The organism is Frigoribacterium sp. Leaf415 (genome assembly GCF_001424645.1).
Lineage (GTDB): Bacteria > Actinomycetota > Actinomycetes > Actinomycetales > Microbacteriaceae > Frigoribacterium.
In genome coordinates, this window is sequence record NZ_LMQR01000001.1 from 704,499 (window position 1) to 728,325 (window position 23,827).

General features: G+C 66.2%; 20 protein-coding genes. 8 read left to right on the forward strand and 12 right to left on the reverse strand.

What is annotated here, in order from left to right; all coding sequences use genetic code 11:
• Window positions 1-29 precede the first annotated feature (29 nt).
• The 8 genes from ASG28_RS03285 (at window position 30) to ASG28_RS15970 (ending at window position 10,315) form a co-directional block, all read left to right on the forward strand.
• Window positions 30-1,019, forward strand: a complete 990-nt coding sequence (locus tag ASG28_RS03285; RefSeq protein ID WP_055971974.1) for an ABC transporter permease — start codon at window positions 30-32, stop codon at window positions 1,017-1,019.
• A gap of 10 nt (window positions 1,020-1,029) precedes the next feature.
• Window positions 1,030-2,025, forward strand: coding sequence for an ABC transporter permease (locus ASG28_RS03290; RefSeq protein WP_071254141.1), 996 nt, complete (start codon window positions 1,030-1,032; stop codon window positions 2,023-2,025).
• Window positions 2,022-2,939, forward strand: a complete 918-nt coding sequence (locus ASG28_RS03295; protein WP_055971977.1) for an ABC transporter ATP-binding protein — start codon at window positions 2,022-2,024, stop codon at window positions 2,937-2,939. Before ASG28_RS03290 ends, ASG28_RS03295 begins: the two co-directional genes overlap by 4 nt.
• Window positions 2,936-3,751 carry an ABC transporter ATP-binding protein gene (locus ASG28_RS03300; RefSeq protein ID WP_055971980.1) on the forward strand — a complete coding sequence of 272 codons (816 nt, stop codon included), beginning with the start codon at window positions 2,936-2,938 and terminating at the stop codon, window positions 3,749-3,751. The genes ASG28_RS03295 and ASG28_RS03300 overlap by 4 nt, the downstream gene beginning before the upstream one ends.
• Before the next feature lie 44 nt (window positions 3,752-3,795).
• Window positions 3,796-6,477: a glycoside hydrolase family 2 protein gene (locus ASG28_RS03305; protein ID WP_157485628.1), complete on the forward strand. Its 2,682-nt coding sequence runs from the start codon at window positions 3,796-3,798 to the stop codon at window positions 6,475-6,477.
• Window positions 6,478-6,723: 246 nt separating this feature from the next.
• Window positions 6,724-7,638 carry an LCP family protein gene (locus ASG28_RS03310; protein WP_162235696.1) on the forward strand — a complete coding sequence of 305 codons (915 nt, stop codon included), beginning with the start codon at window positions 6,724-6,726 and terminating at the stop codon, window positions 7,636-7,638.
• Window positions 7,639-7,716: 78 nt separating this feature from the next.
• On the forward strand, window positions 7,717-8,970 hold the full coding sequence (locus tag ASG28_RS03315) for a nucleotide sugar dehydrogenase (protein WP_055971986.1): 1,254 nt from the start codon (window positions 7,717-7,719) through the stop codon (window positions 8,968-8,970).
• A 469-nt stretch (window positions 8,971-9,439) separates the two neighbouring features.
• A complete protein-coding gene (locus ASG28_RS15970; protein ID WP_235497082.1) occupies window positions 9,440-10,315 on the forward strand; it encodes a glycosyltransferase family 4 protein in 876 nt (291 codons plus the stop codon).
• 117 nt (window positions 10,316-10,432) lie between these two features.
• On the opposite strand, the gene ASG28_RS03320 is transcribed toward ASG28_RS15970, so the two are convergent.
• The 12 genes from ASG28_RS03320 to ASG28_RS03365 are packed head-to-tail and all read right to left on the reverse strand — an operon-like array spanning window position 10,433 to window position 23,825.
• Window positions 10,433-11,749 (reverse strand): O-antigen ligase family protein, encoded by a 1,317-nt coding sequence (locus ASG28_RS03320; RefSeq protein ID WP_157485629.1) that lies wholly within the window; start codon window positions 11,747-11,749, stop codon window positions 10,433-10,435.
• Entirely contained in the window at window positions 11,746-12,900 is a 1,155-nt protein-coding gene (locus ASG28_RS15975; RefSeq protein ID WP_082454309.1) for a glycosyltransferase family 4 protein, read from the reverse strand. Before ASG28_RS15975 ends, ASG28_RS03320 begins: the two co-directional genes overlap by 4 nt.
• Entirely contained in the window at window positions 12,897-14,246 is a 1,350-nt protein-coding gene (locus ASG28_RS03325) for a lipopolysaccharide biosynthesis protein (RefSeq protein WP_157485630.1), read from the reverse strand. The genes ASG28_RS15975 and ASG28_RS03325 overlap by 4 nt, the downstream gene beginning before the upstream one ends.
• An 11-nt stretch (window positions 14,247-14,257) precedes the next feature.
• Window positions 14,258-14,749, reverse strand: coding sequence for an acyltransferase (locus ASG28_RS17080; RefSeq protein WP_082454311.1), 492 nt, complete (start codon window positions 14,747-14,749; stop codon window positions 14,258-14,260).
• Between the two features lies 1 nt (window position 14,750).
• Window positions 14,751-15,896: a non-hydrolyzing UDP-N-acetylglucosamine 2-epimerase gene (gene wecB, locus ASG28_RS03330; RefSeq protein ID WP_055971995.1), complete on the reverse strand. Its 1,146-nt coding sequence runs from the start codon at window positions 15,894-15,896 to the stop codon at window positions 14,751-14,753.
• Complete coding sequence (locus ASG28_RS03335; protein ID WP_055971998.1) at window positions 15,893-16,987, reverse strand: polysaccharide biosynthesis C-terminal domain-containing protein; 1,095 nt, start codon at window positions 16,985-16,987, stop codon at window positions 15,893-15,895. Before ASG28_RS03335 ends, wecB begins: the two co-directional genes overlap by 4 nt.
• Complete coding sequence (locus ASG28_RS03340; RefSeq protein ID WP_055972002.1) at window positions 16,984-18,045, reverse strand: SDR family NAD(P)-dependent oxidoreductase; 1,062 nt, start codon at window positions 18,043-18,045, stop codon at window positions 16,984-16,986. The genes ASG28_RS03335 and ASG28_RS03340 overlap by 4 nt, the downstream gene beginning before the upstream one ends.
• Window positions 18,042-19,025, reverse strand: a complete 984-nt coding sequence (locus tag ASG28_RS03345) for a DegT/DnrJ/EryC1/StrS family aminotransferase (protein ID WP_055972004.1) — start codon at window positions 19,023-19,025, stop codon at window positions 18,042-18,044. Before ASG28_RS03345 ends, ASG28_RS03340 begins: the two co-directional genes overlap by 4 nt.
• Window positions 19,015-19,821: a GNAT family N-acetyltransferase gene (locus ASG28_RS03350; RefSeq protein ID WP_055972007.1), complete on the reverse strand. Its 807-nt coding sequence runs from the start codon at window positions 19,819-19,821 to the stop codon at window positions 19,015-19,017. Before ASG28_RS03350 ends, ASG28_RS03345 begins: the two co-directional genes overlap by 11 nt.
• Window positions 19,818-21,671: a sugar transferase gene (locus ASG28_RS03355; RefSeq protein ID WP_200925251.1), complete on the reverse strand. Its 1,854-nt coding sequence runs from the start codon at window positions 21,669-21,671 to the stop codon at window positions 19,818-19,820. Before ASG28_RS03355 ends, ASG28_RS03350 begins: the two co-directional genes overlap by 4 nt.
• On the reverse strand, window positions 21,668-22,705 hold the full coding sequence (locus ASG28_RS03360) for a GNAT family N-acetyltransferase (protein WP_055972010.1): 1,038 nt from the start codon (window positions 22,703-22,705) through the stop codon (window positions 21,668-21,670). Before ASG28_RS03360 ends, ASG28_RS03355 begins: the two co-directional genes overlap by 4 nt.
• Window positions 22,698-23,825, reverse strand: a complete 1,128-nt coding sequence (locus ASG28_RS03365; protein WP_055976815.1) for a DegT/DnrJ/EryC1/StrS family aminotransferase — start codon at window positions 23,823-23,825, stop codon at window positions 22,698-22,700. Before ASG28_RS03365 ends, ASG28_RS03360 begins: the two co-directional genes overlap by 8 nt.
• Window positions 23,826-23,827 lie beyond the last annotated feature (2 nt).

Here is a 23,827-nt window from a genome sequence, read left to right on the forward strand (position 1 = left end):
GTCGGAACCCCGAAGGTCAGGAGGCGCGGGTGAGGTACGTCGCCCAGAAGGTCGGCTTCTACGCGGTCGCGTTGTTCGCGGCGCTGACGCTGAACTTCTTCATCCCCCGCTTGCTGCCCGGTGACCCGGTGGACATCCTGCTGGCCAAGATGCAGCAGAAGGGCCCGGTCAGCGAGGCGACCGTGACCAGCCTGCGCCTCCTTCTGGGTTCCGACTCGGACGAACCGCTGTTCTCGCAGTACGTGCAGTACCTCGGCAACCTGGCCCGGGGGGACCTCGGCATCTCGGTGTCGTACTTCCCGGCCGGGGTGTCGACCATCATCGGCCAGGCCATCCCGTGGACGATCGCCCTGATCGGCATCGCGACGATCCTGTCGTTCGTCTTCGGGGTGGGGCTCGGGACCCTCGCCGGGTGGAAGCGCGGTTCGGTGCTGGACAACTTCATTCCGGTGACGACGATGTTCCAGGCGGTGCCGTACTTCTGGCTCGCGCTCATCCTGTTGTACGTGTTCGGCAGCGTCCTGCGGGTGTTCCCGCTGTCGGGCGGCTACAACGTGTACGAGGCGACTCCGGGGCTCAACGCGACGTTCCTGCAGAGCGCGGTGCTCTACGGCACGCTGCCGGCGTTGACGATCATCATCTCGTCGGTCGGCGGCTGGCTGCTCGGCATGCGCAACATGATGGTGTCGACCCTCAGCGAGGACTACATCGTCACGGCCGAGGCCAAGGGCTTGTCGCCGATGCGCATCCGCCAGTCGTACGCGGCCCGCAACGCCGTGCTGCCGCAGTTCGCGGGCTTCGCGATCTCACTCGGGTTCGTCGTCTCGGGGTCGATCGTCACCGAGCAGGTGTTCTCGTACCCGGGCATCGGCAACGCGCTGTTCACGGCGACGCAGAACAACGACTACGCGCTGATGCAGGGCATCTTCCTGGTCATCACCCTCGCCGTGCTGGGGACGAACTTCATCGTCGACCTGATGTACGGCTTCATCGACCCGCGCACGCGCGCCAAGCGTTAGGACGACGAGCATGTCCACGATCGACCTCGGCCAGCTCGCCGACCCGAACTCGCCCACCGGCGACAGCGGCGCGGGCACCGGCCGGAAGGGCCTGAAGCGGGTCTTCCCGCACGTGACGCCCAAGCTCTGGGTGGGGGCGGGCATGATCGCCGCCATCGCCCTGTTCGGCCTGATCTTCCCGTTCGTCGTGCAGAACCCGCAGGCGATCAGCGACGTCGGGCTCAGCGGGCCGAGCGGCGACCACCTGCTCGGCACCACCCAGACCGGGCAGGACGTCTTCGCCCAGCTCGCCTACGCCACCCGCGGCTCGCTGCTGATCGGGGTGCTGGTCGGCGTCGTCGCGATGGCGCTCGCCATCGTCTTCGGCGTGATCGGCACCTACGTCGGCGGGTTCGTCGACGAGGCGTTCTCGCTGTTCTCGAACGTCGTGCTGGTCATCCCCGGGCTGCCGCTCGCGATCATCGTCTCGAGCTACGTGCCGCAGAAGGGCCTCGTGGTGATCGCCTTCGTGATCGTCATCACGAGCTGGGCGGCCAGCGCCCGGGTGCTGCGCGCCATCACCCTGAGCCTGCGGTCGCGTGACTACGTCGCGGCATCGCGGGTGTCGGGCGAGAAGACCTGGCGCATCGTCGCCGTCGAGATCCTGCCCAACGTGCTGCCGGTGCTCGCGAGCCAGTTCCTGTTCGCGGTGATCTTCGCGATCCTCGCCGAGGCGGGCCTGTCGTTCCTGGGGCTCGGCGTCTCGGGGCAGTTCACCTGGGGCTCGATGCTGTACTTCGCCCAGAACGGCCTCGCGCTGCGACTCGGCGCCTGGTGGTGGTTCGTGCCGCCGGGGCTGATGATCGCCCTGCTCGGCTGCGCGTTGTCGCTGATGAACTTCGCCATCGACGAGATCATCAACCCGAAGCTGCGCGACCAGACCCGGGCCGGCGTCAGCCGGGCCGACCGCAAGCGACTGGCGCGGGCCGAGGCCGCCGCCGGCACCACCGAGGGGGCCACCGCATGAGCACCGTCCTGACCGTCGAGGACTTCAGCGTCGACTACGCCGTCGAGCACCCCGTGCACGCCGTCAAGAACGTCAGCTTCGAGCTGGCCCGTGGCGAGATCCTCGGCCTGGCGGGGGAGTCGGGCTGCGGCAAGACGACGCTCGCCTACGGCATCAACCGGCTGCTCAAGTCGCCGGCCGTCATCACCGGCGGGCGGGTGGTCTTCCACGACGCCGAGGGGGCCGACATCCTGCTGCCCGAGCTCGACGACAAGGCGCTGCGGGCGTTCCGCTGGGACAAGTTGTCGATGGTGTTCCAGGGGGCGATGAACGCGCTCAACCCGGTGACGACGATCCAGGCGCAGCTCGAGGACGTCTTCAAGACGCATCGGCCCTACTGGAAGAAGGCCGACCGCGTCGAGCGGGCGGGCAAGCTGCTCGAGACCGTCGGGGTCGACCGCAGTCGGTTGAAGTCGTACCCGCACGAGCTGTCGGGCGGCATGCGCCAGCGCGTGATGATCGCGATGGCGCTCGCCCTCGGCCCGCAGATGATGATCATGGACGAGCCGACGACGGCCCTCGACGTCGTGGTGCAGCGAGAGATCCTGCGCGAGATCAAGCGGTTGCGCGACGAGCTGGGCTTCGCGGTCATCTTCATCACGCACGACCTGCCGCTGCTGCTCGAGATCAGCGACCGCATCGCGGTGATGCGCGCGGGCGAGATCGTCGAGATCGGCGAGTCCACCGAGCTCTACACGAACCCGCAGCACGACTACACGAAGAAGCTGCTCGGGTCGTTCCCGAGCCTGACCGGCGACCGCGGGGCGTTCATCCGCAGCGGGGTCGACGAGACGGCCGGGGGCGACGCGACCCGCGCCTCCTCGGGGCACGAGCAGGCGACGTCCGTCGCCACGAGCACAGGAGGCGCGGCGTGAGCACGCTCGAGTTCCGCAACGTCGTCAAGGACTACCGGGTGCGCGGGGGCCGGGGTGAGAAGGGTCGCCTCCGCGCGGTGAACGACGTCAGCTTCACGCTCGAGGCCGGCAAGACGGTCGCCCTGGTCGGTGAGAGCGGCAGCGGCAAGTCGACGATCGCCAAGATGCTGCTGCAGCTCGAACGGCCGACGAGCGGGTCGATCGTGCTCGACGGCGCCGTCGCGCCCCGACACGGCGAGGCGCTGCGGCGCTACCGCAGCGACGTGCAGATGGTCTTCCAGGACCCGTTCGCCTCGCTCAACCCGTTCCACTCGATCGGGCACCACCTGGCGCGGCCGCTGCTGCTGCACGGCAAGGCGACCCGTTCGACGGTCGACGAGAAGGTGCGCGAGCTGCTCGGGCGGGTCCAGCTCGGCCCGGCCGCCGACGTCGCGGCGCGTCGACCGCACGAGCTGTCGGGCGGGCAGCGGCAGCGCGTGGCGATCGCGCGGGCCCTGGCGCCCGAGCCGCGCATCCTGATCGCGGACGAGCCCGTGTCGATGCTCGACGTGTCGATCCGGCTCGGGGTGCTCAACCTGCTGGCCGAGCTGCAGCGGCAGGAGGACCTCGGCGTGCTCTACATCACCCACGACCTGGCGACGGCCCGACACTTCTCGGACGAGATCCTCGTGATGTACAAGGGACAGGTGGTCGAGCGGGGAACGCCCGACGACGTCATCCTGAACCCGCAGCACCCGTACACGCAGCAGCTCGCCGAGGCCGCGCCCGATCCCGAGAAGCGCATCGCCGAGCGACGCGCCGCCCGCACCTGACCCTCGCCCGACTCCACGCCACACCCTCGATCGCTGGGAGCGACATGAGCACCACCGAGACCACCACCGAGACCACCACCGAGACCATCACCACCCCGGCCCGAGCGACGCAGCGCACCGCCCGCACCCTGCACACCGGCTGGAGCCTGCGCAGCACCGCCGGCCCCGTGCCTCCCGAGATCGCGGCCGTCGACGTGCCCGCCACCGTCCCGGGCACGGTGCACACCGACCTGCTGGCGGCAGACCTGATCGTCGACCCGTACCTCGACGCGAACGAGCACCTGCTCGCCTGGATCGGGCAGGCCGACTGGTCGTACACGTCGACCTTCGACTGGCAGCCCGACGGGCACGACCGCCACGAGCTGGTCTTCGCCGGCCTCGACACGGTCGCCACCGTGCTGCTCAACGGCGAGGTGGTGGCCGAGACGCGCAACCAGCACCGCACCTACCGGGTCGGGGTCGACGGCCTCCTGCGCGAGGGGGCGAACGACCTCGAGGTGCGGTTCGGCTCGCCGGTGGCCTACGCCGACGCGCAGAGCCTGGCGCTCGGCTACCGACCGCACGTGAACCACCACCCCTACAACGCGATCCGCAAGATGGCGTGCAGCTTCGGCTGGGACTGGGGCCTCGACACGGCGACCTCGGGCATCTGGAAGCCCGTGACGCTCGAGTCGTGGTCGTCGGTGCGGCTGGCGGCCGTGCGACCGGTCGTCACGGTCGACGGGACGCGGGGCGTCGTCGACGTGCACGTCGACCTCGAGCGTGCCGTCGCGTCGGCCGGGGCCGGCTCCGAGCCCGGCGTCGGGGGCACGGACGGGCCGGTGACGGTCCGGGCTACCGTCGGCGACGTCACGCAGGAGGCGCGGGTCGAGCCGGGCGCGGACTCCGCGGTCCTGCAGGTGGTCGTCGACGACCCCGAGCTGTGGTGGCCGAGGGGTCACGGCGGGCAGCCTCTCTACGACGTGAGGGTCTCGGTGACCGGGGGAGCGGGCGGGGACGCGAGCCGCGCCTCCTCGGGGGGTGACGGCGACGGGGTCGACGCGACCCGCGCCTCCTCGGCTGTCGACGCGCCGGGCGCCGAAGCGCCGACCGGCGAGGACTCGGCAGGCCCGGTGCTCGACGAGTGGTCGTCGCGGATCGGGTTCCGCACGGTCGAGGTGCAGGTCGACCCCGACGAGGTCGGCACGAGCTTCAGGGTCGTGGTGAACGGTGAGCCGCTGTGGATCAAGGGGGCGAACTGGATTCCCGACGACGCGTTCCCGCACCGCATCGGGCGTGACCGCTACCGGGAGCGCATCGAGCAGGCCGAGTTCGGCAACGTGAACCTGCTGCGGGTGTGGGGTGGCGGCATCTTCGAGTCCGACGACTTCTACGAGCTGTGCGACGAGCGGGGCATGCTCACCTGGCAGGACTTCCTGTTCGCCTGTGCGGCCTACGCAGAAGAGGACCCGCTGCGCGGCGAGGTCGAGGCCGAGGTGCGCGACAACGTGACACGGCTGATGACGCACCCGAGCCTGGTGCTCTGGACGGGCAACAACGAGAACATCTGGGGTCACGACGAGTGGGGCTGGGAGCGTCGGCTCGACGGGGCGACCTGGGGGCTGGGCTACTACCTCGACCTGCTGCCGGCGCTGGTGGACGAGCTCGACCCTGGGCGTCCCTACGCGGCGGGCAGCCCCTGGTCGGGCAGCCTGGACGTGGCGCAGAGCGACCCCGACCACGGGTCGGTGCACCTGTGGGAGCAGTGGAACCGCACCGACTACCCGACCTACCGCGACGTGGTGCCGCGGTTCGTGGCCGAGTTCGGCTGGCAGGGGCCGCCGACCTGGTCGGCGATGACACGGGCGATCCACGACGAGCCGCTGACCCCCGAGTCGCCGGGCATGATCGTGCACCAGAAGGCGATGCAGGGCAACGACAAGCTGACCGACGGGCTGCTGGCGCACTACCGGCTGCCCGACGAGATCGAGGCGTGGCACTGGGCGATGCAGCTGAACCAGGCGAACGCGGTGCAGGTGGCGCTCGAGCACTTCCGGTCGCACGTTCCGCGGTGCATGGGGGCCGTGGTGTGGCAGATCAACGACTGCTGGCCGGTGACGTCGTGGGCCGCGGTCGACGGCGACGGGCAGCGCAAGCCGCTGCTCTACGCGATGCGGCACGCCTTCGCCGACCGGCTGGTGACGATCCAGCCGCGTGACGGCGGCCTCGCGGCCGTGGTGGTCAACGACACCGAGGAGGCGCTGGTCGGCCCGCTCACGCTGCGGCGCGTCGCGTACGACGGTCGCGTCCTCGCCTCGGAGCAGGTGTCGCTCACGGCGGCGGCTCGCGACACGGTGACCGTGCCGGTGCCCTCGACGGTGGCGGAGTTCGGGACGCCCGAGTCGGAGCTGCTCGTGGCCTCGGTGGACGGGGTGACGCACGGGCTGTGGTTCCCGGTCGAGCCGCGGGACTCGGCGCTCGCCGCGGCGTCGCTGTCGACGTCGGTGACGGTGATGGGCGAAGGGTCGGGCGCGGGCTACCGAGTCGAGGTGACGGCGGGTTCGCTCGTGCGCGACCTGACGCTGCTCGTCGACAAGGTCGACCCCGCAGCGACGGTGGACGAGATGCTCGTGACCCTGCTGCCCGGCGAGACGGCCGTGTTCACGGTGACGTCCGACGTGGCGGGAGTGGGGGAGGAGTTCGTCGCGCAACGGGTGTTGCGTACCGCGAACGAGCTGGTCGGGTGAGGGAGGCCGTCGTCCGGCGCGGGGGAGTCCGGCGAGGAATCGTCGGCTCCTTGTTATAGTCAGGTGCGCTGTGGCCGAGATCCGTGACCGAGTGCTAGGGGAGCGAGCCGCATGAGCGACATCTTCACGCTGACGCCGGACGAGGGCGACGGTGGCGAGCCGACGCCGCAGAAGAAGCGTAGGCGGCGTCGATCGAAGCCGGTCATCGCTCTGATCACGCTGGCGTCGGTGCTGGTGGGGGTCATCGTGATCGTCGGGGTCGTGGGTGGCGTGTACGCGTCGCGGCTGGCGAACTCGTTCAACGACAACGCGACGAAGATCGAGCAGGCGTTCCCCGAAGAGTCCACTCGGCCCGCGCCGGCCCCCGACGGGGCGATGAACATCCTGTTGATGGGTTCGGACTCGCGGGCCGATGCGACGACCATCGACGATGCCTCGTCGTCGGACCAGCGGACCGACTCGATGATGCTGGTACACGTCGACGCCGACCGCGAGAACGTCTACGTGATGTCGATCATGCGTGACCTCTACGTGCCGATCCCCGGCCACGGCTCGAACAAGATCAACGCGGCCTTCGCCTACGGCGGCTCGCCCCTGACCGTCCAGACCGTCGAGCAGCTGCTCGGCGTCCGCATCGACCACGTCGCCATCATCGACTTCGAGGGTTTCAAGGGCATGACGACGGCCCTGGGCGGGGTGGACGTGTTCTCGCCGCAGGCGTTCTCGACGGGCCCGTATTCCTACGTGGCAGGTCTCAACAAGTTGGAAGGCGACGCAGCGTTGGCTTTTGTTCGCGAACGTCACGCATTCGCCGATGCAGACTTCACTCGAGTGAAGAACCAGCAGGCCTTCGTCAAAGGTTTGGCTAACACGATCCTCAGTAGGTCGACCTTGACCGACCCGGGCAAGATCTCGGCCTTCGTCACGGCGATGTCGCCGTACTTGACCGTCGATAAAGAGTTCGATGTCGGGACCATCGCCTCGCTCGGTGTCAGCCTCCGATCGATCGACGGCTCGAAGATGCACTTCTTCACGATTCCGACGGCTGGTACCGGTTCGATCGGCGGCCAGTCGATCGTCAACGTGGACCAGACGGGTGTCGATGCGGTCAAGGCGGCGTTGGCGAACGACTCGCTCAACACCCTGCCTATCTCGCAATAGTCTCCGCCCTTTCCAGGCTTACCGCCGCACACTGCACCTGACGGCGCTCGCGCAGTCGCCTCTACAGAGAGCCGTTACATGAAGACCGTCATCGTTGGCCAGGGTTATGTCGGACTGCCCGTCGCTATGAGAGCCGTCGAGGTGGGGCATGATGTCGTCGGCATCGACCTCGATAGCAACCGCATTGGACTGTTGCAGGCTAGGACGTCTTACGTCGACGACATCAGCGACGACACACTCGCTCACGCGACGAATAGCGGTCGGTACCTCGCGACGATGGATTATGCCCACGCCGTGGGATTCGATGTAGCGGTCATCACGGTGCCGACCCCTCTGCGGGACTCACTGCCCGACCTGAGTTTCATTGAGCAGTCTGCTGCATCCTTGGCGCGGTACGTGCGAAGCGGGGCGACGGTCGTTCTCGAGTCCACGACGTATCCGGGTACCACCGACGAATTGCTCGTACCCATCCTCGAGGCAGGATCGGGTCTTGTTGCTGGCGTGGACTTCTTCGTGGGTTACAGCCCTGAGCGCATCGACCCGGGTAACAAGACCTGGGGCTTCCGTGAGACGCCCAAGGTCGTGTCGGGGATGAACGCCGCCTCTCTGTTGAAGGTTCAAGGCTTCTACGAGCAAATGGTCGACACCACCGTGCCCGTGTCAGGCACCAGAGAAGCCGAACTCACGAAACTTCTCGAGAATACGTTCCGCCACGTCAACATCGCGTTGGTCAACGAGCTCGCCATCTTCGCGCACCAACTGGGCGTCGATGTCTGGGAGAGCATCGAGGCAGCTTCGTCAAAGCCCTTCGGCTTCATGAAGTTCACCCCAGGGCCAGGCGTGGGCGGCCACTGCTTGCCGGTCGACCCGAGCTACCTGTCGTGGCAGGTGCGCAAGCAACTCGGCAAGAGCTTTCGATTCGTCGAGCTCGCAAATGACGTGAACGATCACATGCCAGACCACGTCGTCCAACGTGTGATGACCATGCTGAACGATCAGACCAAGTCCGTCCGAGGCAGTCAGGTCCTCCTTGTCGGACTTGCGTACAAGTCGGGCACCGGGGACATCCGGGAGGCACCGTCTCTCCGCATTGTCGATCTCCTCCAGGCCATGGGGGCCGAGATCACCGCTGTGGATGACCACGTTGAAGAACACCGATGGCCGATGGATGTGCGAAGAGCTGAACTAACGGCGGATTCTGCAGCATCCGCCGACGTGATCATTGTGCTGACCCAACACCCGGAGCTGCCTCTGCACGTCCTAGCGGACACGTCGACCCCCATCTTCGACACGCGCAACGTCCTGCGGCAGCCCGGAGTTGTGCAGCTCTAGAGGTCGTGCTCATCTCAAGGGTCTGCTCGAATGACGGAAGTCGTCGTTGTCGGCTGGACCGGGTCTCACCCACGGTGTGTCGGCTGAGCACGGTCTGGCAACGACAGGGAGCGGTGGGGTGCCAGGGGCCTTCGGCTGGCGCGCCCACTCCTCTCTCTGGGGAGGAGTGAGTCACACTCGATCTATGCCTTCGTCTGTCGTTGTTTTCGCTACGCGCTATCCGCCGGCTTTCCGGGGAGGGGGACCAATTCGCACCCTCGAAGCGTTGGCCCGAACTGTGCCGTCCGAATACGACGTGCGGGTCATCACGCGGGACGATGATGAAGGGTCCGCGCCCCCGTTGCCGGTAGAGGCCGACGTGTGGACGCAGCGTGACGGCGTGAGCGTGCGTTACGTATCCGTTTCACGATTGCGTAGCTTCGCTGCGGCCATGGCGTCAGCCCGTCAGCACAGGCCCGAAATGATCTACGTGAACTCATTCTTCGACTTTGCATTATCCATCGCCCCACAACTCTTGAGACGAATCGGATACCTACGCGCAAAGCGAGTGCTTCTTGCTCCCAGGGGTGAATTCGGTGCCGCCGCTTATGCCTCAAAGTCGAGGAAGAAGAAGCTGTTCATAGCTCTCTACCGAGCTCTCGGCCTCCACCGTGGCGTTGTCTGGCACGCATCCTCCGTCGCGGAAAAAGCGGACATCGAACATGTCTGGGGCGAGGGAACCCAGGTCGTCGTAAGGGAGAACGACACGCTACTTCCCGCTTTGAGCGACCGAAGCGTCATCGATGCGGCGGCCGGGGAACGCCCCCTCTCGCTCGTGAGTCTGGGTAGGTTGGTAGACCACAAGGGGTTGCACCTCGTCCTGGAGGGGCTCGCGGATGCTTCGAGTCCCATTGACCTTGATGTTTACGGCCCCGCAGAGGACGAAGCTTACGTAGATCGTTGCAAGTCAGTTGTCAGGAGCCTGAATGAGAACGTGACCGTTCGTTTTCACGACGCTGTGCCGCACGACCGGGTTCGTGAACTGCTCGCAGGGCATGACGCTCTCGTGATGCCGACAGCTGGAGAAAATTTCGGGCATGTCATCGCCGAAGCCCTGTCGGTCGCTTGCCCCGTCATCTGTTCGGATAGGACGCCCTGGACTCGTGTGCTTCGGAGTGGTGGCGGCGTGGTCGTCGACGAACGGACAGCAGAAAATTGGCGAACCGCCCTGCTGGATTACGCCACTCTCAACGCTGAGGGCCGTGCTCAGCGTAGATATCTGGCAGCTGACGCCTACGACGAGTGGAGAGGACGTCAGTCACGGCCTCACGTCTTCGAACTCTTGCAACGTTCATCGACCAGCTGAGCTGGTCTAGAAACACGTCGCCATGCGGGCCATCTGAAGAAGGCCCTGAGGCTCGTTCTGCCCGTCGCTACACGCTAGGAGTCAGCGTGCGGGTGCCGGTGAGCCAAAGCTTTACCGTCATGCGCCGAGCCGAGAGTCCTTCCGTCCAGCGAGGTGACCAAAGTCTCTCTTTTGTGCAGTGTTCCGCACCACGTCGCCTCGGTCGATTGCGATCCATGTGATGACGAAGATTCCGAGGAAGGGGCTGACAGGCGAGAGGAGCCAACCTTCAAAAACACTATGAACGACTGCGGCCAATGCAAATGAGCCCAGCGCAAAGGCCCTTCTGGTGCCCGCAATTAGAACTGACGCCCACATGCCAACGACTGCGGCGAGACCAAAAATGCCGGCCTGCGCCAGGGCTCGGAATGGGCTACTTGCGATGATGGCTTCCTCGTTGCCGAGACCGATCCCGATCAAGGGACTACTGACAAAGGCGTTCACTGCGACTTCGGTTGAACCTGACCTCGAATCGTTGAGACGGAGGAGTCCCTGGAGAGGGTCGAAGAGTGTCGGCTGAAGCGCCCACACGACCGCCGCAACTGCAGCCGCCATAGCGAAGAAGAAGACGACCCGGAGGAGGCCTCCTCGAAAGAGTAGGAGCAAGACGACGATCGCCAGCGCTAGGGTGCTCGCTCGACTCGCCGTCCAGACGAGCACCACGGCCGTCAGCGATAGCGACACGACTCGTGTGTACTTGGACTTCGTGAGGGTTAGCGCTGAGATTCCCAAGATGAAAGCGAAGAATCCGAGCGAGTTGGCGTTTTCAAGAACACCCCGAAGGCGTCCCATTTCAGTGCCAAGAGACGGCACGACGAGACCGAGCAGCACGGACGAGATCATCAGCATGACGAGTGCGATCAGAATGCCCTTTGCGAGAGCTGGGTCGTCATCGCGCTGCAGGAAATGGGCAGTCACGAGGAGTAAGACGAGACCGATACCGTAGAGGATCAGCAGCACGAATTGGCCGTGCAAGCCTGCTGCAACGAGAAGATAGACCGCGAGGAACGCAGTGAGGGAAATGTGCCAGCGTCCATGGTCCGAGAGACGCTTGGGCGCAGGCCTTACTGGACTACGCAGGGCCGAGAGTCCTATCAGGATGACAAATCCAAGGATTCTGGTCGCGACGGACAGAATGGCGCCCAGCTCTCCCGCCGTGACTGCTGTCGTCGCAGAAAATATTACGAGTAGTATCGCTGAGGCGTAACACGATGGCCTACGCCAAGCTGGTTTGGCCGCAAAAATGACGATCAGGGCGAAGGCGCCGACGGCAAGAAGGCCCAAAATTCTTGGGCCGGTGGTGACTGCCCATGTGGCGAATGCGACGAGGCTCGCCCCACCCACGATCGCGAAACCTTGAGTGAATCGCGCTCGTCTGAGCACGGTCGACGTCATCGCCGCTCCTCTTTGGTGGCTTGAAGGCCTCCGTTTTCGTTCTCACGCCAAGGTGCGGCGACCGCCTTATGCGGCTCTCGAACAAGCTCTTTCAGGTAATCCGCTGCGGCGTGAGGTGATAGGTGAGCGGCCGACCACTTGGCAAGTCGTTCGCGTTCCTCTTGCTCTTGTTTCCCTTGCTGCAAAGCCTTCACAAGCGCGGCCTTGATTGCGGAATTTGAGCCAGCGTCGAACTTGCTGCCGGCCAGAGGAATCGTGATGAGGTCAGCAGATCCCGCTCTATCACTGACCAGGACTCGGGTACCAGTCATGAGGGCTTCGCTGACCACTGCCCCCCAGCCATCGTATGCACTGGGCAGGATTAATACGTCCGCGGATGCCATCACAGACCGGACGAATGCGTTCGATGAGCTTCCCAGAACTCGTATGTTGTCCGGTAGAGCCGTTTGTGCCAGCCGAACGTCATCCGCTAAGGGGCCATCTCCAATGAATGTGGCTCGCCAGTCCCGTCTGGGCAGGCCTCGAAGATTGTCCACGAGCACGTCGACTTGCTTGAGACGCGACATCGTGCCGACGAAGAGGAACTCGAATTCTGGGGAGACTGTTCGTGGCGCGGTACCTACATCTTCACTTGGCTCATCGACGAAGTAGCCGAAGTCAGCCCTCCGGACGCCACGAGGCAGGATGCCGGTGAATTGAGTTCGGGCATGGACGCCGATCGTGAGGAGCGTGTCAACACCTTTGAGGTATTTCGCACGATGGCGATATCTGAGGGACCGTAAGGCACCAGCCGCACCTCGCGGGTCCCATGATTCGGTAGTCATGAAGATGTGTCCGTGCGTTTCATTCGAAACCAGGCGGCGGGCGGCCTTGACCATGGGATACACGTCGAGGCCTGAAAAGACGTGGTGTGTTTCAGGCCCCCCCTGAGCGCCGACGATTTGGTCGAGCTCGTCAGGTCGCGGTGACGTGATCAGATCCGCCGCGCCGTAGTCCATCGTGTCCCACCCCATAGCCTCGCGACCGTCGCTCAGCTCCTGCTGTGCCACGACAACCACCCGTGAACCACTCTCGGAAAGCGCTCGGATAAGTGGTGCTTGATGAATTGACTTTGCGTTCTGCCAAAAAACGAAGGTTTCATCGCTCGTCATGACTTCTTCCTCTTTTGCAGGCCGAGCGCGATTAAGGCAACAAGGGACACAGCCGCAGCCGCGCCAGCAATCGCCGTCACCGGAAGGAACAGGACCGCCAGGGCCATACCCATCAAGGCAATTACGAGAATGGTGACTGTGGGTTCCCTCACAACCGCCCGACCACGCAACATGCTCGCGTAGAGGGTGAAGCCGATTGCTGTCGCGATGGCTGTAATGCGGGCTGGGTCCGTGGGCACCGTCCAGATCGACGCGATCAGCAGAGCTAGAGCCACGACGCTAGCGATAGCCGTTCGCGTGGCCAACTTCCGGGGTTCGAGACGGAACTGCAGCAACCATCCTGCGGTCTGGCCTATGGCCCCTATCGTCGTCGCGATGAGCAAAACGCACAAGGTAGGGACATCGACTAGCGATGGTTCCACGATCAAGCCGGCGATGGCACCGTCGAAGACGGTGAAGGCAGCCACGCTTGCCCCAGCAATCGTGACCATAAGGAGCTGTGTAACCCGCACGGACTTGAGCACACGCTCCTGTTCCCCTGCGTCCCATTGTCGGCGCAGAGAAGGATAGATGACCGTGAGCACAGTACTCGCCACGGCGCCAGATGTAAGTAAGGCAAGCTGCGACATGGCTGCGAAAGATGCGGTCGGCGCAGGGCCCACTTTGTGCTCAAGCAGGATGACGTTAGCGCTGCCAAGGACCGTTACGCCCAGACTCGCGGCGGCGAGGAGATAGCCCAGGCTCCGTGGCCAAGGCTGCGTGGGCATGTCTTGGCGACGTATGGAGGCTCGCGGAGCGAGGATGAGGCTCACAGCGGCTGACACAGCACCAGCCATGATAAGGGCGACCGGACCGGTCACGCCGGAGACGACGAGACCAACAAGCATCGCCGTCCTGGCAACGGTGCTTGCCATCAGGTTCAGGGCATACGACCAACTTCTGTGCCACATCAGCCAGGCCGTGGCTGTGTACCTTGCCAGGGCGAGGCTCAGGCCCCACGTCGCCACCCCTATTGCCGACTCCGCTCCGCCCGAGAGCAGTCCGATAACCACCACGGTCACACCACCTATGGCGACCGTTGGCAGTATTTTAGATAGTGCATGAGCGTAATTACCTCTTTGCCCATATGACCCGGGATGACGCTGGAAAGCCAAAGTGGCAGGTTCCGCCGTGACGAGCGCGAAATACGCAGCGATGGACATGGCGACGGCGATGGTGCCGTATTCGCCGGGGGGAAGGGCTCGAGTCAGGATCGGAAGTTGCACGGCTGCGGCAAGGAGGCTGACAATTCGAGCCGCTGCTACAGCCGCACCTGCGCCCCCAAGCGCGGCCGTGCGCTCCTTCATGGAGCCGAGACTCATAGTTCCCTGACCACGCGTGCCGGCGTGCCCACGATCAGGACGTCATCCGGGAAAGTTCCCATGACCACGGCACCGGCACCGACGACGACGCCGTTTCCCAAAGTCGTTCCACCCAGCAGAGTGGCCCGAGCCCCGATCCAGCATCCGTCTCCCACCGTGATCGGGTCGCTTCGGCCCGGTCCGGCACGGCGAGTGGACGTGCCGATCTCATGCGTTCCCGTCACGAAGAGTACGTCTTGCGAGACGTCACATCTGACTCCGATCGTCACCTTTGCGTGACTGCCGGGGACGATTTCGGTGCGCCTTCCGACCCAAGTGCCTTCGCCGATAGTTACGTTCGAACCTTGGAGAACAACCCCCCCGTTGATCCGCACGCCTGGCGCGAGATCTGCCCCGGCCCACTGATAGAGACGCCGCCTCGTCGAGAACCACCGGGTCTGAGGAAGAACGGCGGAGACGAGGTTTACAAGGTGGACCCTGGCACCCATGTCAGTTCGTCCTGCGGATGCCGAGACGAGCGTGGTGACCGTGCACCTTCGATCGCAGGAACGAGAGGACCCGAAGGGACGTGTCGCGTATCTCGTAGCCCGCGGGAAGGACCGACGAGCCGCGGGCCGGGAAAGTGTCAAGTGCGATTCGCACGCTGTCCAAGATCGCGTCGGTGGTCACCCCACTCGTGATGATGTGACCAGTGTCGAGGGCCTCCGGTCTCTCTATGTCGTCTCGGAGCGTGACAGCAGGGAAACCCAAGAGGCTGGACTCCTCACTGATGGTTCCGCTATCGGACAGCACGATCAACGCGTGCAGCTGCAGCGTGAGGAAGTCATGGAATCCGAACGGGATGTGGAACTGCAACCCCTCGGTCAGCATGGCGGGGAGTTCATCGAGTCGCTTCCGCGTCCGAGGATGTGTCGAGACCAAGACTCGTGCGCCGTGGATCTCGCCCAGGGTGCGCATCGCCACGAGCGCCTCCGTCAGACGGTGTGCGTCGTCGACGTTCTCTTCACGATGAAGGCTGACCAGGATGTACCCCTGCGCCTGGAGGCCTTCTCGCGCTAGCACGTCGTTGCCATCGATGAGGCTGAGATTCTGATCGATGACTTCTGCCATCGGGGATCCAGTGAGCATGATGCGGGACGGGTGTAGTCCCTCGGCCAGCAAGTTGCGGCGGGCGTGCTCGGTGTAGACGAGGTTGTAGTCGGCCACGTGGTCGACGAGGCGCCGGTTCGTCTCTTCGGGCACGTTCTCATCGAACGAACGGTTGCCGGCCTCCATGTGGAAGACCGGGATCTTCAGGCGCTTGGCGATGACCGCCGAGATGCTGCTGTTCGTGTCACCGAGCACCAGGAAGGCATCGGGTCGCTCGTCGACGAGCACCTTCTCGATCGACACGAGGATGCTGCCCAGCACGGCTCCGAGCGAGGACGTGTCGGCTTCGAGGAAGTGATCGGGCCGACGCAGCCCGAGGTCTTCGAAGAACACCTCGTTGAGCTCGTAGTCGTAGTTCTGGCCGGTGTGCACCAGCACGTGGTCGACGTGTTCGTCCAAGCGCTTGATCACGGCCGAGAGGCGGATGATCTCGGGGCGCGTCCCGACGACGGTCACGACTTTGAGTCGAGGAGCGGGGGTGGTCATACGGTCTCCGGGATGGTGTCGGGGGCTGCGGGGTCGAAGATCTCGTTCGACCAGAACATCGTGTAGAGCACGTCGTCGCCGGTGTTGGTGATCGAGTGTGCCCAAAAGGTCGGCATGTCGACGGAACACGGTCGATCACCGTCGACCGAGACCGTCACGACGTCGTCCGAGAACAGGCGGCGGAGGCGGATGTCGGCCGAGCCGGCCAGCACCGTGAAGCGCTCCATCTTGCGCCGATGGTAGTGCTGACCTCGCGTGACGCCCGGCACCGTCGTCGAGAACGACGTCTGGCCCGAGCCGCCGTGCGACCTGATCACCTCGGTGAAGCTACCCCGATCGTCGGCGTTCTGCCGGAGGTCGAGGCTCGTCGACACCTCGAAGGCGAACGATCGGTAGGTGTTGAACAGGTCCCGCTCGAAGTCGCTTCTCAAGGCGGGTACGTCGCCCCGCCCATAGGCCTCGGCGAAGGTCGAGAGGGTCGAGAGCAGCGACGAGACGGACGACACCGTGACGTGCGGCTCGAGGACGCTGCTCGGGCTGCCCTCCACCAGAGCCTCTACCGCGTGCTGAACGTGCATCAGACTCAGCGTGTTGTCGATCTCGACCGACGGCCTCTCACCCCGACTCAGCAGATGGCAGAACGTCGCCGTGACCGAGTTGTAGAAGGGGCGCCCGTGCTCACCGAACAGGTTGGGCAGCCGCAGGTCGACGAAGCGTGCCCCGACGGCCTCGGCGGCGACCCGTACGACCTCAGACGCCTCGTGCTTCGCCTGTCCGTACACCGAGCCGTTGCCGACCTGGGTCGAGCTCGCGAACACGACGAGGTGGGGTGGGGCCTCGGCGGCTCGGAGGGCCACTGCGGCCTGCTCGGCGAAGAGCAGGTTCCCGTCCCGGACTTCGTCGTCGCTGCCACGGTTCACGCCGGCGATCAGCAGCAGCCGGTCCGACCCCGACACAGCCACGTCGGCCGCGCTGGCGTCGAAGGCCGAACCGACCGCGAACGCGTGCACGTCGCGTTCGCCGATCGAGTGGAGGTAAGCCCGGGTGTGCCAGCCGACGAACCCGCCCGCCCCGGTCATCGCGATCTTCATGCGGACCGTTCCGGCGCCCCGATGCCGGCCAAGGCGAGCTCCGAACGCACCTCGGGCAGCGACAAGAGCATCTGCTCGACCTCGGCCACGGTCATCCGGTCGACGGTGTGGGAGTCGTAGTCGGTGAACTCGACCTGCTGCGGATCGCCCTCCTCGAAGAAGGCGCTGTAGTTGAGGTCACGTTTGTCGGCGGAGATGCGGAAGTAATCGCCCATGTCCTCGGCCCGGGAGAGCTCTTCGCGGTTCGCCAGTGCCTCGGACACCTTCTCGGCGTGGCGGGTGCCGATCACGGTCACCCGTCGGTCGCTGCGGAACACGTTGATCACCGCCTGGGCGAGGTCGCCCATCGTGCAGGCCGCGGCCTTCCTGATGAACAGGTCGCCCTGACGGGCGTTGCGGAACGCGTGCTCGACGAGGTCGACCGACGACGGCAGCGACATCATGAACCGCGTCATGGCGGGGTCGGTCACGGTGAGATCCTTGCCGGCCTTGAGCTGCGAGATGAAGAGAGGGATGACCGAACCCCGTGAGTACATGACGTTGCCGTACCGCACGCACGACACGGTGGTGACGGCGTTCGGGTTGTTCAGCCCGTGGGACTGCGCCACCTTCTCCATCATCGCCTTGCTCATGCCCATGGCATTGACCGGGTAGACGGCCTTGTCGGTGCTGAGACAGACGAGGGATGACACACCCGCCTCCTCGCTCGCGCGAACCACGTTCTCGCTGCCGAGGACGTTCGTCTTCACGGCCTCGATCGGGAAGAACTCGCACGAGGGTACCTGCTTGAGGGCCGCCGCGTGGAAGACGTAGTCGACGTCTCGCGCAGCGCGTTCGACGCTGAGGTAGTCGCGCACGTCGCCGACGTAGAACCGCGCGCGTCCGTCTCCCAGGTCGTGCCTCATCTGGTCCTGCTTGGCCTCGTCACGGCTGAGGATGCGGACCTGCGCGACACCCGAGGACAGCAGCTTCTGTGCGACCGTCCGTCCGAACGAACCGGTGCCTCCCGTGATCAGGACGGTGCGACCCTCGTAGTCGTTCGTGTCGGTGATGCTCATGCGTGCCTCTCTGCGGTGGCGTCGGACGAAGGGGAGGAGGCGGTCGCGGCGGCGTCCAGCGCCTCCCGGAACAGGGCGACGATCCCGTCGACACGGGCGGGGTCGACGTCCTGGTGGACAGGGAAATTGATGATCTGACGCGAGATCGACCGGACCTCGTCGAAGCCCGCCGGGAGTTGGGGGATCAGCGTGTGGTACAGGCTGACCATGCCGACGCCGTGCTCGTTCATGTAGCGGTAGACGTGGTCCCGATCGGCACCGGTGATGCGCACAGGCAGGGTCTGCGGGACGTCGTCACCCATGTCCGGCCACATCAGCGCGAAGCGGTCGTCATCCCGGGCGAGCTCGGCCAGGGCGGCACCGGTGCGCTCGAAGACGAGGCGGCGATGGGCAGAGATGGCCTCGGTGTCATAGCTGAGCACGCGGCCCGGAAGGGCGTGGTCGGTGGAGGCCTGGCCACTCACGAGTCCGGGCGAGCGGTAAGTCACCATGCCGCCGTCCGCCAGCGGCAACATCTTGTGCAGCGAGTAGAGCTGCGCCTCACCGTAGGTGCCTGAGGCGCCGCTGCCGAGGGCGGAGAACCAGCCGTGCGCCAAATCCTCGACGAGGAACACGTCGTGCTCTGTGGCGAGGCGGCGGACCTCCTGCCAGGCGGGATCGGTGCGGCCGAAGTAGTGGATGACCACGAGCACGCCGACGTGGCCCGCGGCCAAGGTCTGCCCGAGCGAGGCGAGGTCGACCGTGAGATCGCTGTTCAGGTCGTAGAAGCGGCGCTCGACGCCGGACTCCTCGACGGGGTCGAAGACGCCGCTGCCTTCGTTCGGCGACCAGCCGATGAAGGCCGGGAGGGCCACGGCACGGCCCGGTTGCAGGACGTTCCTCAGCAGGTCGAGCATGCCCTCGCGGGCCGACGAGTAGAAGAACGCCGGCCGCTCGTAGGTGCTGCGTTCGAGGGCCTTCTTGGTGATGTCACGCTGCACTGCCGTGCCTCCTGGTTCGTGTGGCGTCCTGCCGGGTGTCGAGGGTGCGTCGTTCACTCGTGACGACGACGCGGTGGGGTGAAGCCGGGCGACTGTCGTCGGCGACGATGACGAACGCCTCCGTCGTGGTGGGGAACGACGCCCGGAGAGCGGCGAGGACGTCGTCGTCGTCGAAATCCGCGAGAGTCAGGCACTTGAGCACGGTCTCGCCGATGCGCCCGAAGGTCGACGGAGCCCGCATCCCACCCGCGACGGGCAGGTCGCCCGTCCGGAACTGCGAGAAGCCGTAGGCCTCGTGGGTCGCGTGCTGGGTGGCGAATGCCTCGACGGGTGCCGGGACGCTCGCTGCGGCGGGCAGAGGACGGGTGACCCAGGTGCTCAACGGCCCGCGGCCGAAACCCAGCCGGTCGTAGAGAGCATTCGCGGGCCCGTTCGAGGTGAAGACGTCGAGGGCCAGGCTGCGGGGAGAACGCTCGGCCCGGAAGGCGTCGAGCAAGGCCGTCGCGACGCCGCGCCCGCGGGCCTCTTCGACGACGCAGAGGTAGCTGAGGAACGCGTCGCCCTCGGGGGAGGTGCGGAGGTCTGCGTAGCCGACCACCGCCTCCTCGGAGACGGCGACGAGCAACTCGCGCCCGGGGTGGAGGTGCGGATGCGTGACGACCAACGCCAGGAATCGAGCCGCCCCCGCCTGCGCGACCGTGAGGTAGGGGTGCAGCGACTCATCGAACGACCGTGCGGTCAGGTCGGCGAGCAGAGGAACGTCGGCGAGCACGGCAGGCCGGACCTCGACGCTCACGAGCGAGCCTCGCGATCGCGACGTTCGTCGTCCAGGTTCTGCATGATCGATTCGGCGTCGACGACCACGCCGGAACGCCGCGTCACCCGGGCGAGCGTGGCGACGAGGAGGCACAGGTCGCGTCGCAGGGACAGCCCGCGGACGTAGTCCACGTCGAGGGCGAGGCGGTCGTCCCATGGGGTCGTGTTGCGGCCGCTGACCTGCGCCAGCCCGGTGACCCCGGGACGGACGTCGAGGCGACGTCTCTCTCCCGCGGTGAACCAGCGTGTGTACCGCATCAGCAGCGGGCGCGGTCCGACGAACGACATGTCGCCGCGCAGCACGTTGACGAGGCTGGGCAGCTCGTCGAGGCTCGTCGAGCGCAGGAAGCTGCCGAACCGGGTGAGGCGCTCGCCGTCGGGCAACAGGTCACCGTCCGGGCCCCGTGCGTCGTTCATCGTCCGGAACTTGACCATCTCGAAAGGCTCACCGTGGCGCCCGGGGCGTTCTTGGCGGAACAGGACGGGTGTGCCCAGCGCCCGGGAGGCCGCGACGGCCAGACCGGCGATGGGAAGCGCGAGTGCGACCAGGGCCGCGGCGCTGCCGGCTGCGTCGGCTCCACGCTTCACGGCGAGGCGCCAGGGCCGCAGGGGACGGGCGCGCTCGAAGGTGCGCTCGAATGCCGCGGCGCCCGAGCGGAGCGACAGCATCTCGTCGTAGAAGAGGCGGCCGCGGGCGCCGAACTCCGCCCTCGCCTCCGGGGACATCGTCCGGAGCAGACGCACACGGTCGGCCAAGGCGCTCGCGTCGCCGGACGGGAACGTCAGGCCCGCGCCCGCCCTTTCGACGAGTTCGGAGGCGTCACCGGCGACGCCCATCAGCACCGGACGCCCCGTCAAGAGATAGGCCTGGGTCTTGGACGGGATGGTCACCCGGAAGAGCGGCTCGTCGACGAGGTGCACGAGGAGGGCGTCTGAGGCGTCGAGGATCGGTCCGATCTCGGTGACCGGTCGACGGGGGAGGAAGGTGACGCCCTCGAGGCCGCGATCGACGGCGGACTGCTTCAGCCGCGCTTCCTCCAGGCCCGTGCCGACGATGACGAAGGCGACGCCGGGGTCGTCGCGGAGGATCTCCGCGGCGTCGAGCACGACGTCCAGCCCCTGCGCGGTGCCGAGGTTCCCGGCGAACGTGACCGTGAAGGCATCGGGCAGTTCGGCCGGTCTGGTCGTGACGGCCACGCCGGTCGAGTCCCGGTTTGTCCCGAGGTCGCTCTCGTACGCCCAGTTGTAGATCACGTCGGTCTTGCCCTCGGGGGTGCCACGCCCGCCGAGCAGGGTGCGCATGCCGGGGGAGAGGACGACGACGCGTGTCGCCGCGGCGTACAGGCGGCGCATTCCCCAGGCGACTGCTCCGAGCACGCGATGGTCGGACACCATGCCGGTCGCCTCGAGGGAGTCGGGCCAGAGGTCCTGCACGTCGTAGACGAAGGGGACGTCCTTCACGAGGGCGAGCACGAGAGCCGGCAGTGCCGCGGTCGCCGGTGGGTGGTAGACGTAGGCCACGTCGGGTCGGGGCAGGAACAACGCACCCACGGCGGCGCTGAGCGCGAAGGACGCGTAGTTGAGCACGCGATTGCGGGCCGACGAGTCGTGACTCGGGAAGAGCGGTACCCGCAGCACGCGCACACCACGCACGACCTCGCGGTGGAAGATCCGCATCGTCCAGCCGGGGTAGAGCGTGCCGGTCGGGTAGTTCGGGAATCCGGTCAGCACCTGGACGTCGTGGCCACGCCGAACGAGTTCCTCGGCGAAGAGCTGGCCCTTGAAGGTCGGCTCGGGGTCGTACCACTGGGAGATGATGAGGATCTTCACGGCCGCGGCCTCCGGTAGGCGGGGAAGAACTGGTTGTCGGGGTCGACGTCGCCGGACAGCGCGGTGTACATCCCGGCGTCGACGACTCGTTCTCCCGTGGAGAACGGACGAGCACCTGCGGGCGCGAACGACAGCTTGTAGCGCTCGATGCCGTCACCGGGAGAAGCGCCGCCTCCGAGCACGAAAGCGGTCCTGCCGGTCTCGGCGCCCCACAGCATGACGCTGTGCTTCAAGAGATCGTTCGGACGGAGCGCGAATGCGGAGTCGTCGGTGCCCCCGAGGTACGAGTACATCGTGCGTCGTCCCGTCAGCACGAGTTCGGTCGAGACCATGACGCCGTCGGCGTCGGCGTGGAAGAACGCGAAGGAGCCGAGCATCTCGGCGCGGATGCGTTCGAAGAAGGGCCGTCCGAAAAGGTAACGCTCGTGCGCGCCGCGACGCTCCATCGTGCCCTCGTAGATGGCGAGAAACTCGTCGAGGCGTTCTCCCTCGGTGTCGACGCTGATCTCGACTCCCGATCGACGGGCCTTGTTGACGCTCTTCCGCACCTTGTGTTCGACGTCCATCCAGAGGGCCTCGGGCTCGAGGTCGAGCGAACGGACGATCGTGGTGGACCTGTGGTGCAACTGCCCGGGGTAGGCGATGTCGTGCGGGTCCGGGAACGTGCTGAACCGAAGGAATTCCGACACGACGCCCTGACCGGCGCACCATGCGGCGAAGGCGGCCCAGAAGTCGCGCCAGCGGTGCACTGTGACCTCGCCGCTCGCGAACGGGCCGCCGTAACCGTAGGCGGACGTCACGTCGTGACGCCTGGTGCCATCGATGGCACGGAGGACGAAGGGCAGCAAGATCGAGCCGCCGTCCCAGGTGAGCACGGCGCAGTGTGCCGCGTCGCCCTGGCCGGTGAAGAGATCGACGTGAGTGGGGTGGGCGAACGGGTCGGCGTCGTCACTCGCGGCCCAGCCGCTCAGCCAGGCCGCGAGTTGATCGGGCTCGCGACGGTCGAGGACTTCGAAGGATGCGAGCTCAGGCACGCCCGCCGGCCGTTCCCGTGACGATCGAGAGCGCGGCGAGGACGCGATCCATCTCGGCGTCGGAGAGCGCCGATCCACTCGGAAGGGTGAGCCCCCTCCGGAACAAGGACTCGGACGCGCCTGTGATTCGCTGCCGGGCGCCATCGAAGACGGGCTGGAGGTGCATGGGCTTCCAGAGCGGTCGTGACTCGATCTGGTCTTCGGCGAGGACTCTCGACATCTCGGTGGTGCTGTAACCGGTCGTGGACTCGTCGACGAGGATCGAGGTCAACCAGCAGTTGTCACCTGCGTCGTCGATGGCTCCGAACAGCTCGACGCCGTCGACGTCGGCGAAGAAGGCCCGGTAGCGGTCGCGGACCGCGCGTCGGCGAGCGATCATGTCATCCAGACGGGAGAGCTGGGCCCGGCCCAGTGCCGCGAGCAGGTTGCTGAGGCGGTAGTTGTACCCGATCTCGGTGTGCTCGTAGTGGGTGACGGGCTGCCGTGCCTGGGTCGACAGGTAGCGCACCCGTGTCGCGAGGTCCTCGTCGTCGGTGAGCAACATGCCCCCGCCGGAGGTCGTCATGATCTTGTTGCCGTTGAAGGACACCACCGACGCGTCACCGAACGCTCCGGCCGCATGTCCGGCGTGGGTCGCGCCGAGTGATTCTGCCGCGTCGGACAGGACCCTCGATCCGTGCGCGTCCGCGAGTTCGAGGATGCTCGTGTAGTCCACGGCTTTGCCCAGCAGGTCGACGGGCACGACGACGGGAACACGAGTCCCCTCGGCCTGGAGTTCGTCGAGGACCTCACCGAGGAGGCCGGGGTCCATGTTGCCGGTCTCGGGGTCGCAGTCGACGAAGTAGGGCGTCGCACCCGTGTAGGCGATGGCGTTGGCCGTGGCCGCGAAGGTCATCGTGGACGTCGGGACCACGTCGCCCGGCCCGACACCCCAGGCGACCAGGGCGACGTGCAGCGCTGCGGTGCCCGAGCTGAGTGCGACACCGTGGTCGACTCCCACGCGCGCGGCGACGTCGCGCTCGAAGCCGTCGACGTCGGGACCGAGCGGGGCGATCCACCCGCCACGCATGGCGTTGAGGACGGCCTGCTCCTCCAGCTCGCCCACATCGGGCGAGCTCATGT

What these genes read in the sequence shown, in the direction of transcription:
- ASG28_RS03365 (WP_055976815.1), bottom strand. Translation starts at nt 23,825, where the DNA reads ATGAGCTCGCCCGATGTGGGCGAGCTGGAGGAGCAGGCCGTCCTCAAC.
- ASG28_RS03320 (WP_157485629.1), bottom strand. Translation starts at nt 11,749, where the DNA reads ATGACGTCGACCGTGCTCAGACGAGCGCGATTCACTCAAGGTTTCGCG.
- ASG28_RS03315 (WP_055971986.1), top strand. Translation starts at nt 7,717, where the DNA reads ATGAAGACCGTCATCGTTGGCCAGGGTTATGTCGGACTGCCCGTCGCT.
- ASG28_RS03325 (WP_157485630.1), bottom strand. Translation starts at nt 14,246, where the DNA reads ATGAAGGAGCGCACGGCCGCGCTTGGGGGCGCAGGTGCGGCTGTAGCA.
- wecB (WP_055971995.1), bottom strand. Translation starts at nt 15,896, where the DNA reads ATGACCACCCCCGCTCCTCGACTCAAAGTCGTGACCGTCGTCGGGACG.
- ASG28_RS03340 (WP_055972002.1), bottom strand. Translation starts at nt 18,045, where the DNA reads ATGAGCATCACCGACACGAACGACTACGAGGGTCGCACCGTCCTGATC.
- ASG28_RS03335 (WP_055971998.1), bottom strand. Translation starts at nt 16,987, where the DNA reads ATGAAGATCGCGATGACCGGGGCGGGCGGGTTCGTCGGCTGGCACACC.
- ASG28_RS15975 (WP_082454309.1), bottom strand. Translation starts at nt 12,900, where the DNA reads ATGACGAGCGATGAAACCTTCGTTTTTTGGCAGAACGCAAAGTCAATT.
- ASG28_RS03305 (WP_157485628.1), top strand. Translation starts at nt 3,796, where the DNA reads ATGAGCACCACCGAGACCACCACCGAGACCACCACCGAGACCATCACC.
- ASG28_RS03290 (WP_071254141.1), top strand. Translation starts at nt 1,030, where the DNA reads ATGTCCACGATCGACCTCGGCCAGCTCGCCGACCCGAACTCGCCCACC.
- ASG28_RS17080 (WP_082454311.1), bottom strand. Translation starts at nt 14,749, where the DNA reads ATGGGTGCCAGGGTCCACCTTGTAAACCTCGTCTCCGCCGTTCTTCCT.
- ASG28_RS03295 (WP_055971977.1), top strand. Translation starts at nt 2,022, where the DNA reads ATGAGCACCGTCCTGACCGTCGAGGACTTCAGCGTCGACTACGCCGTC.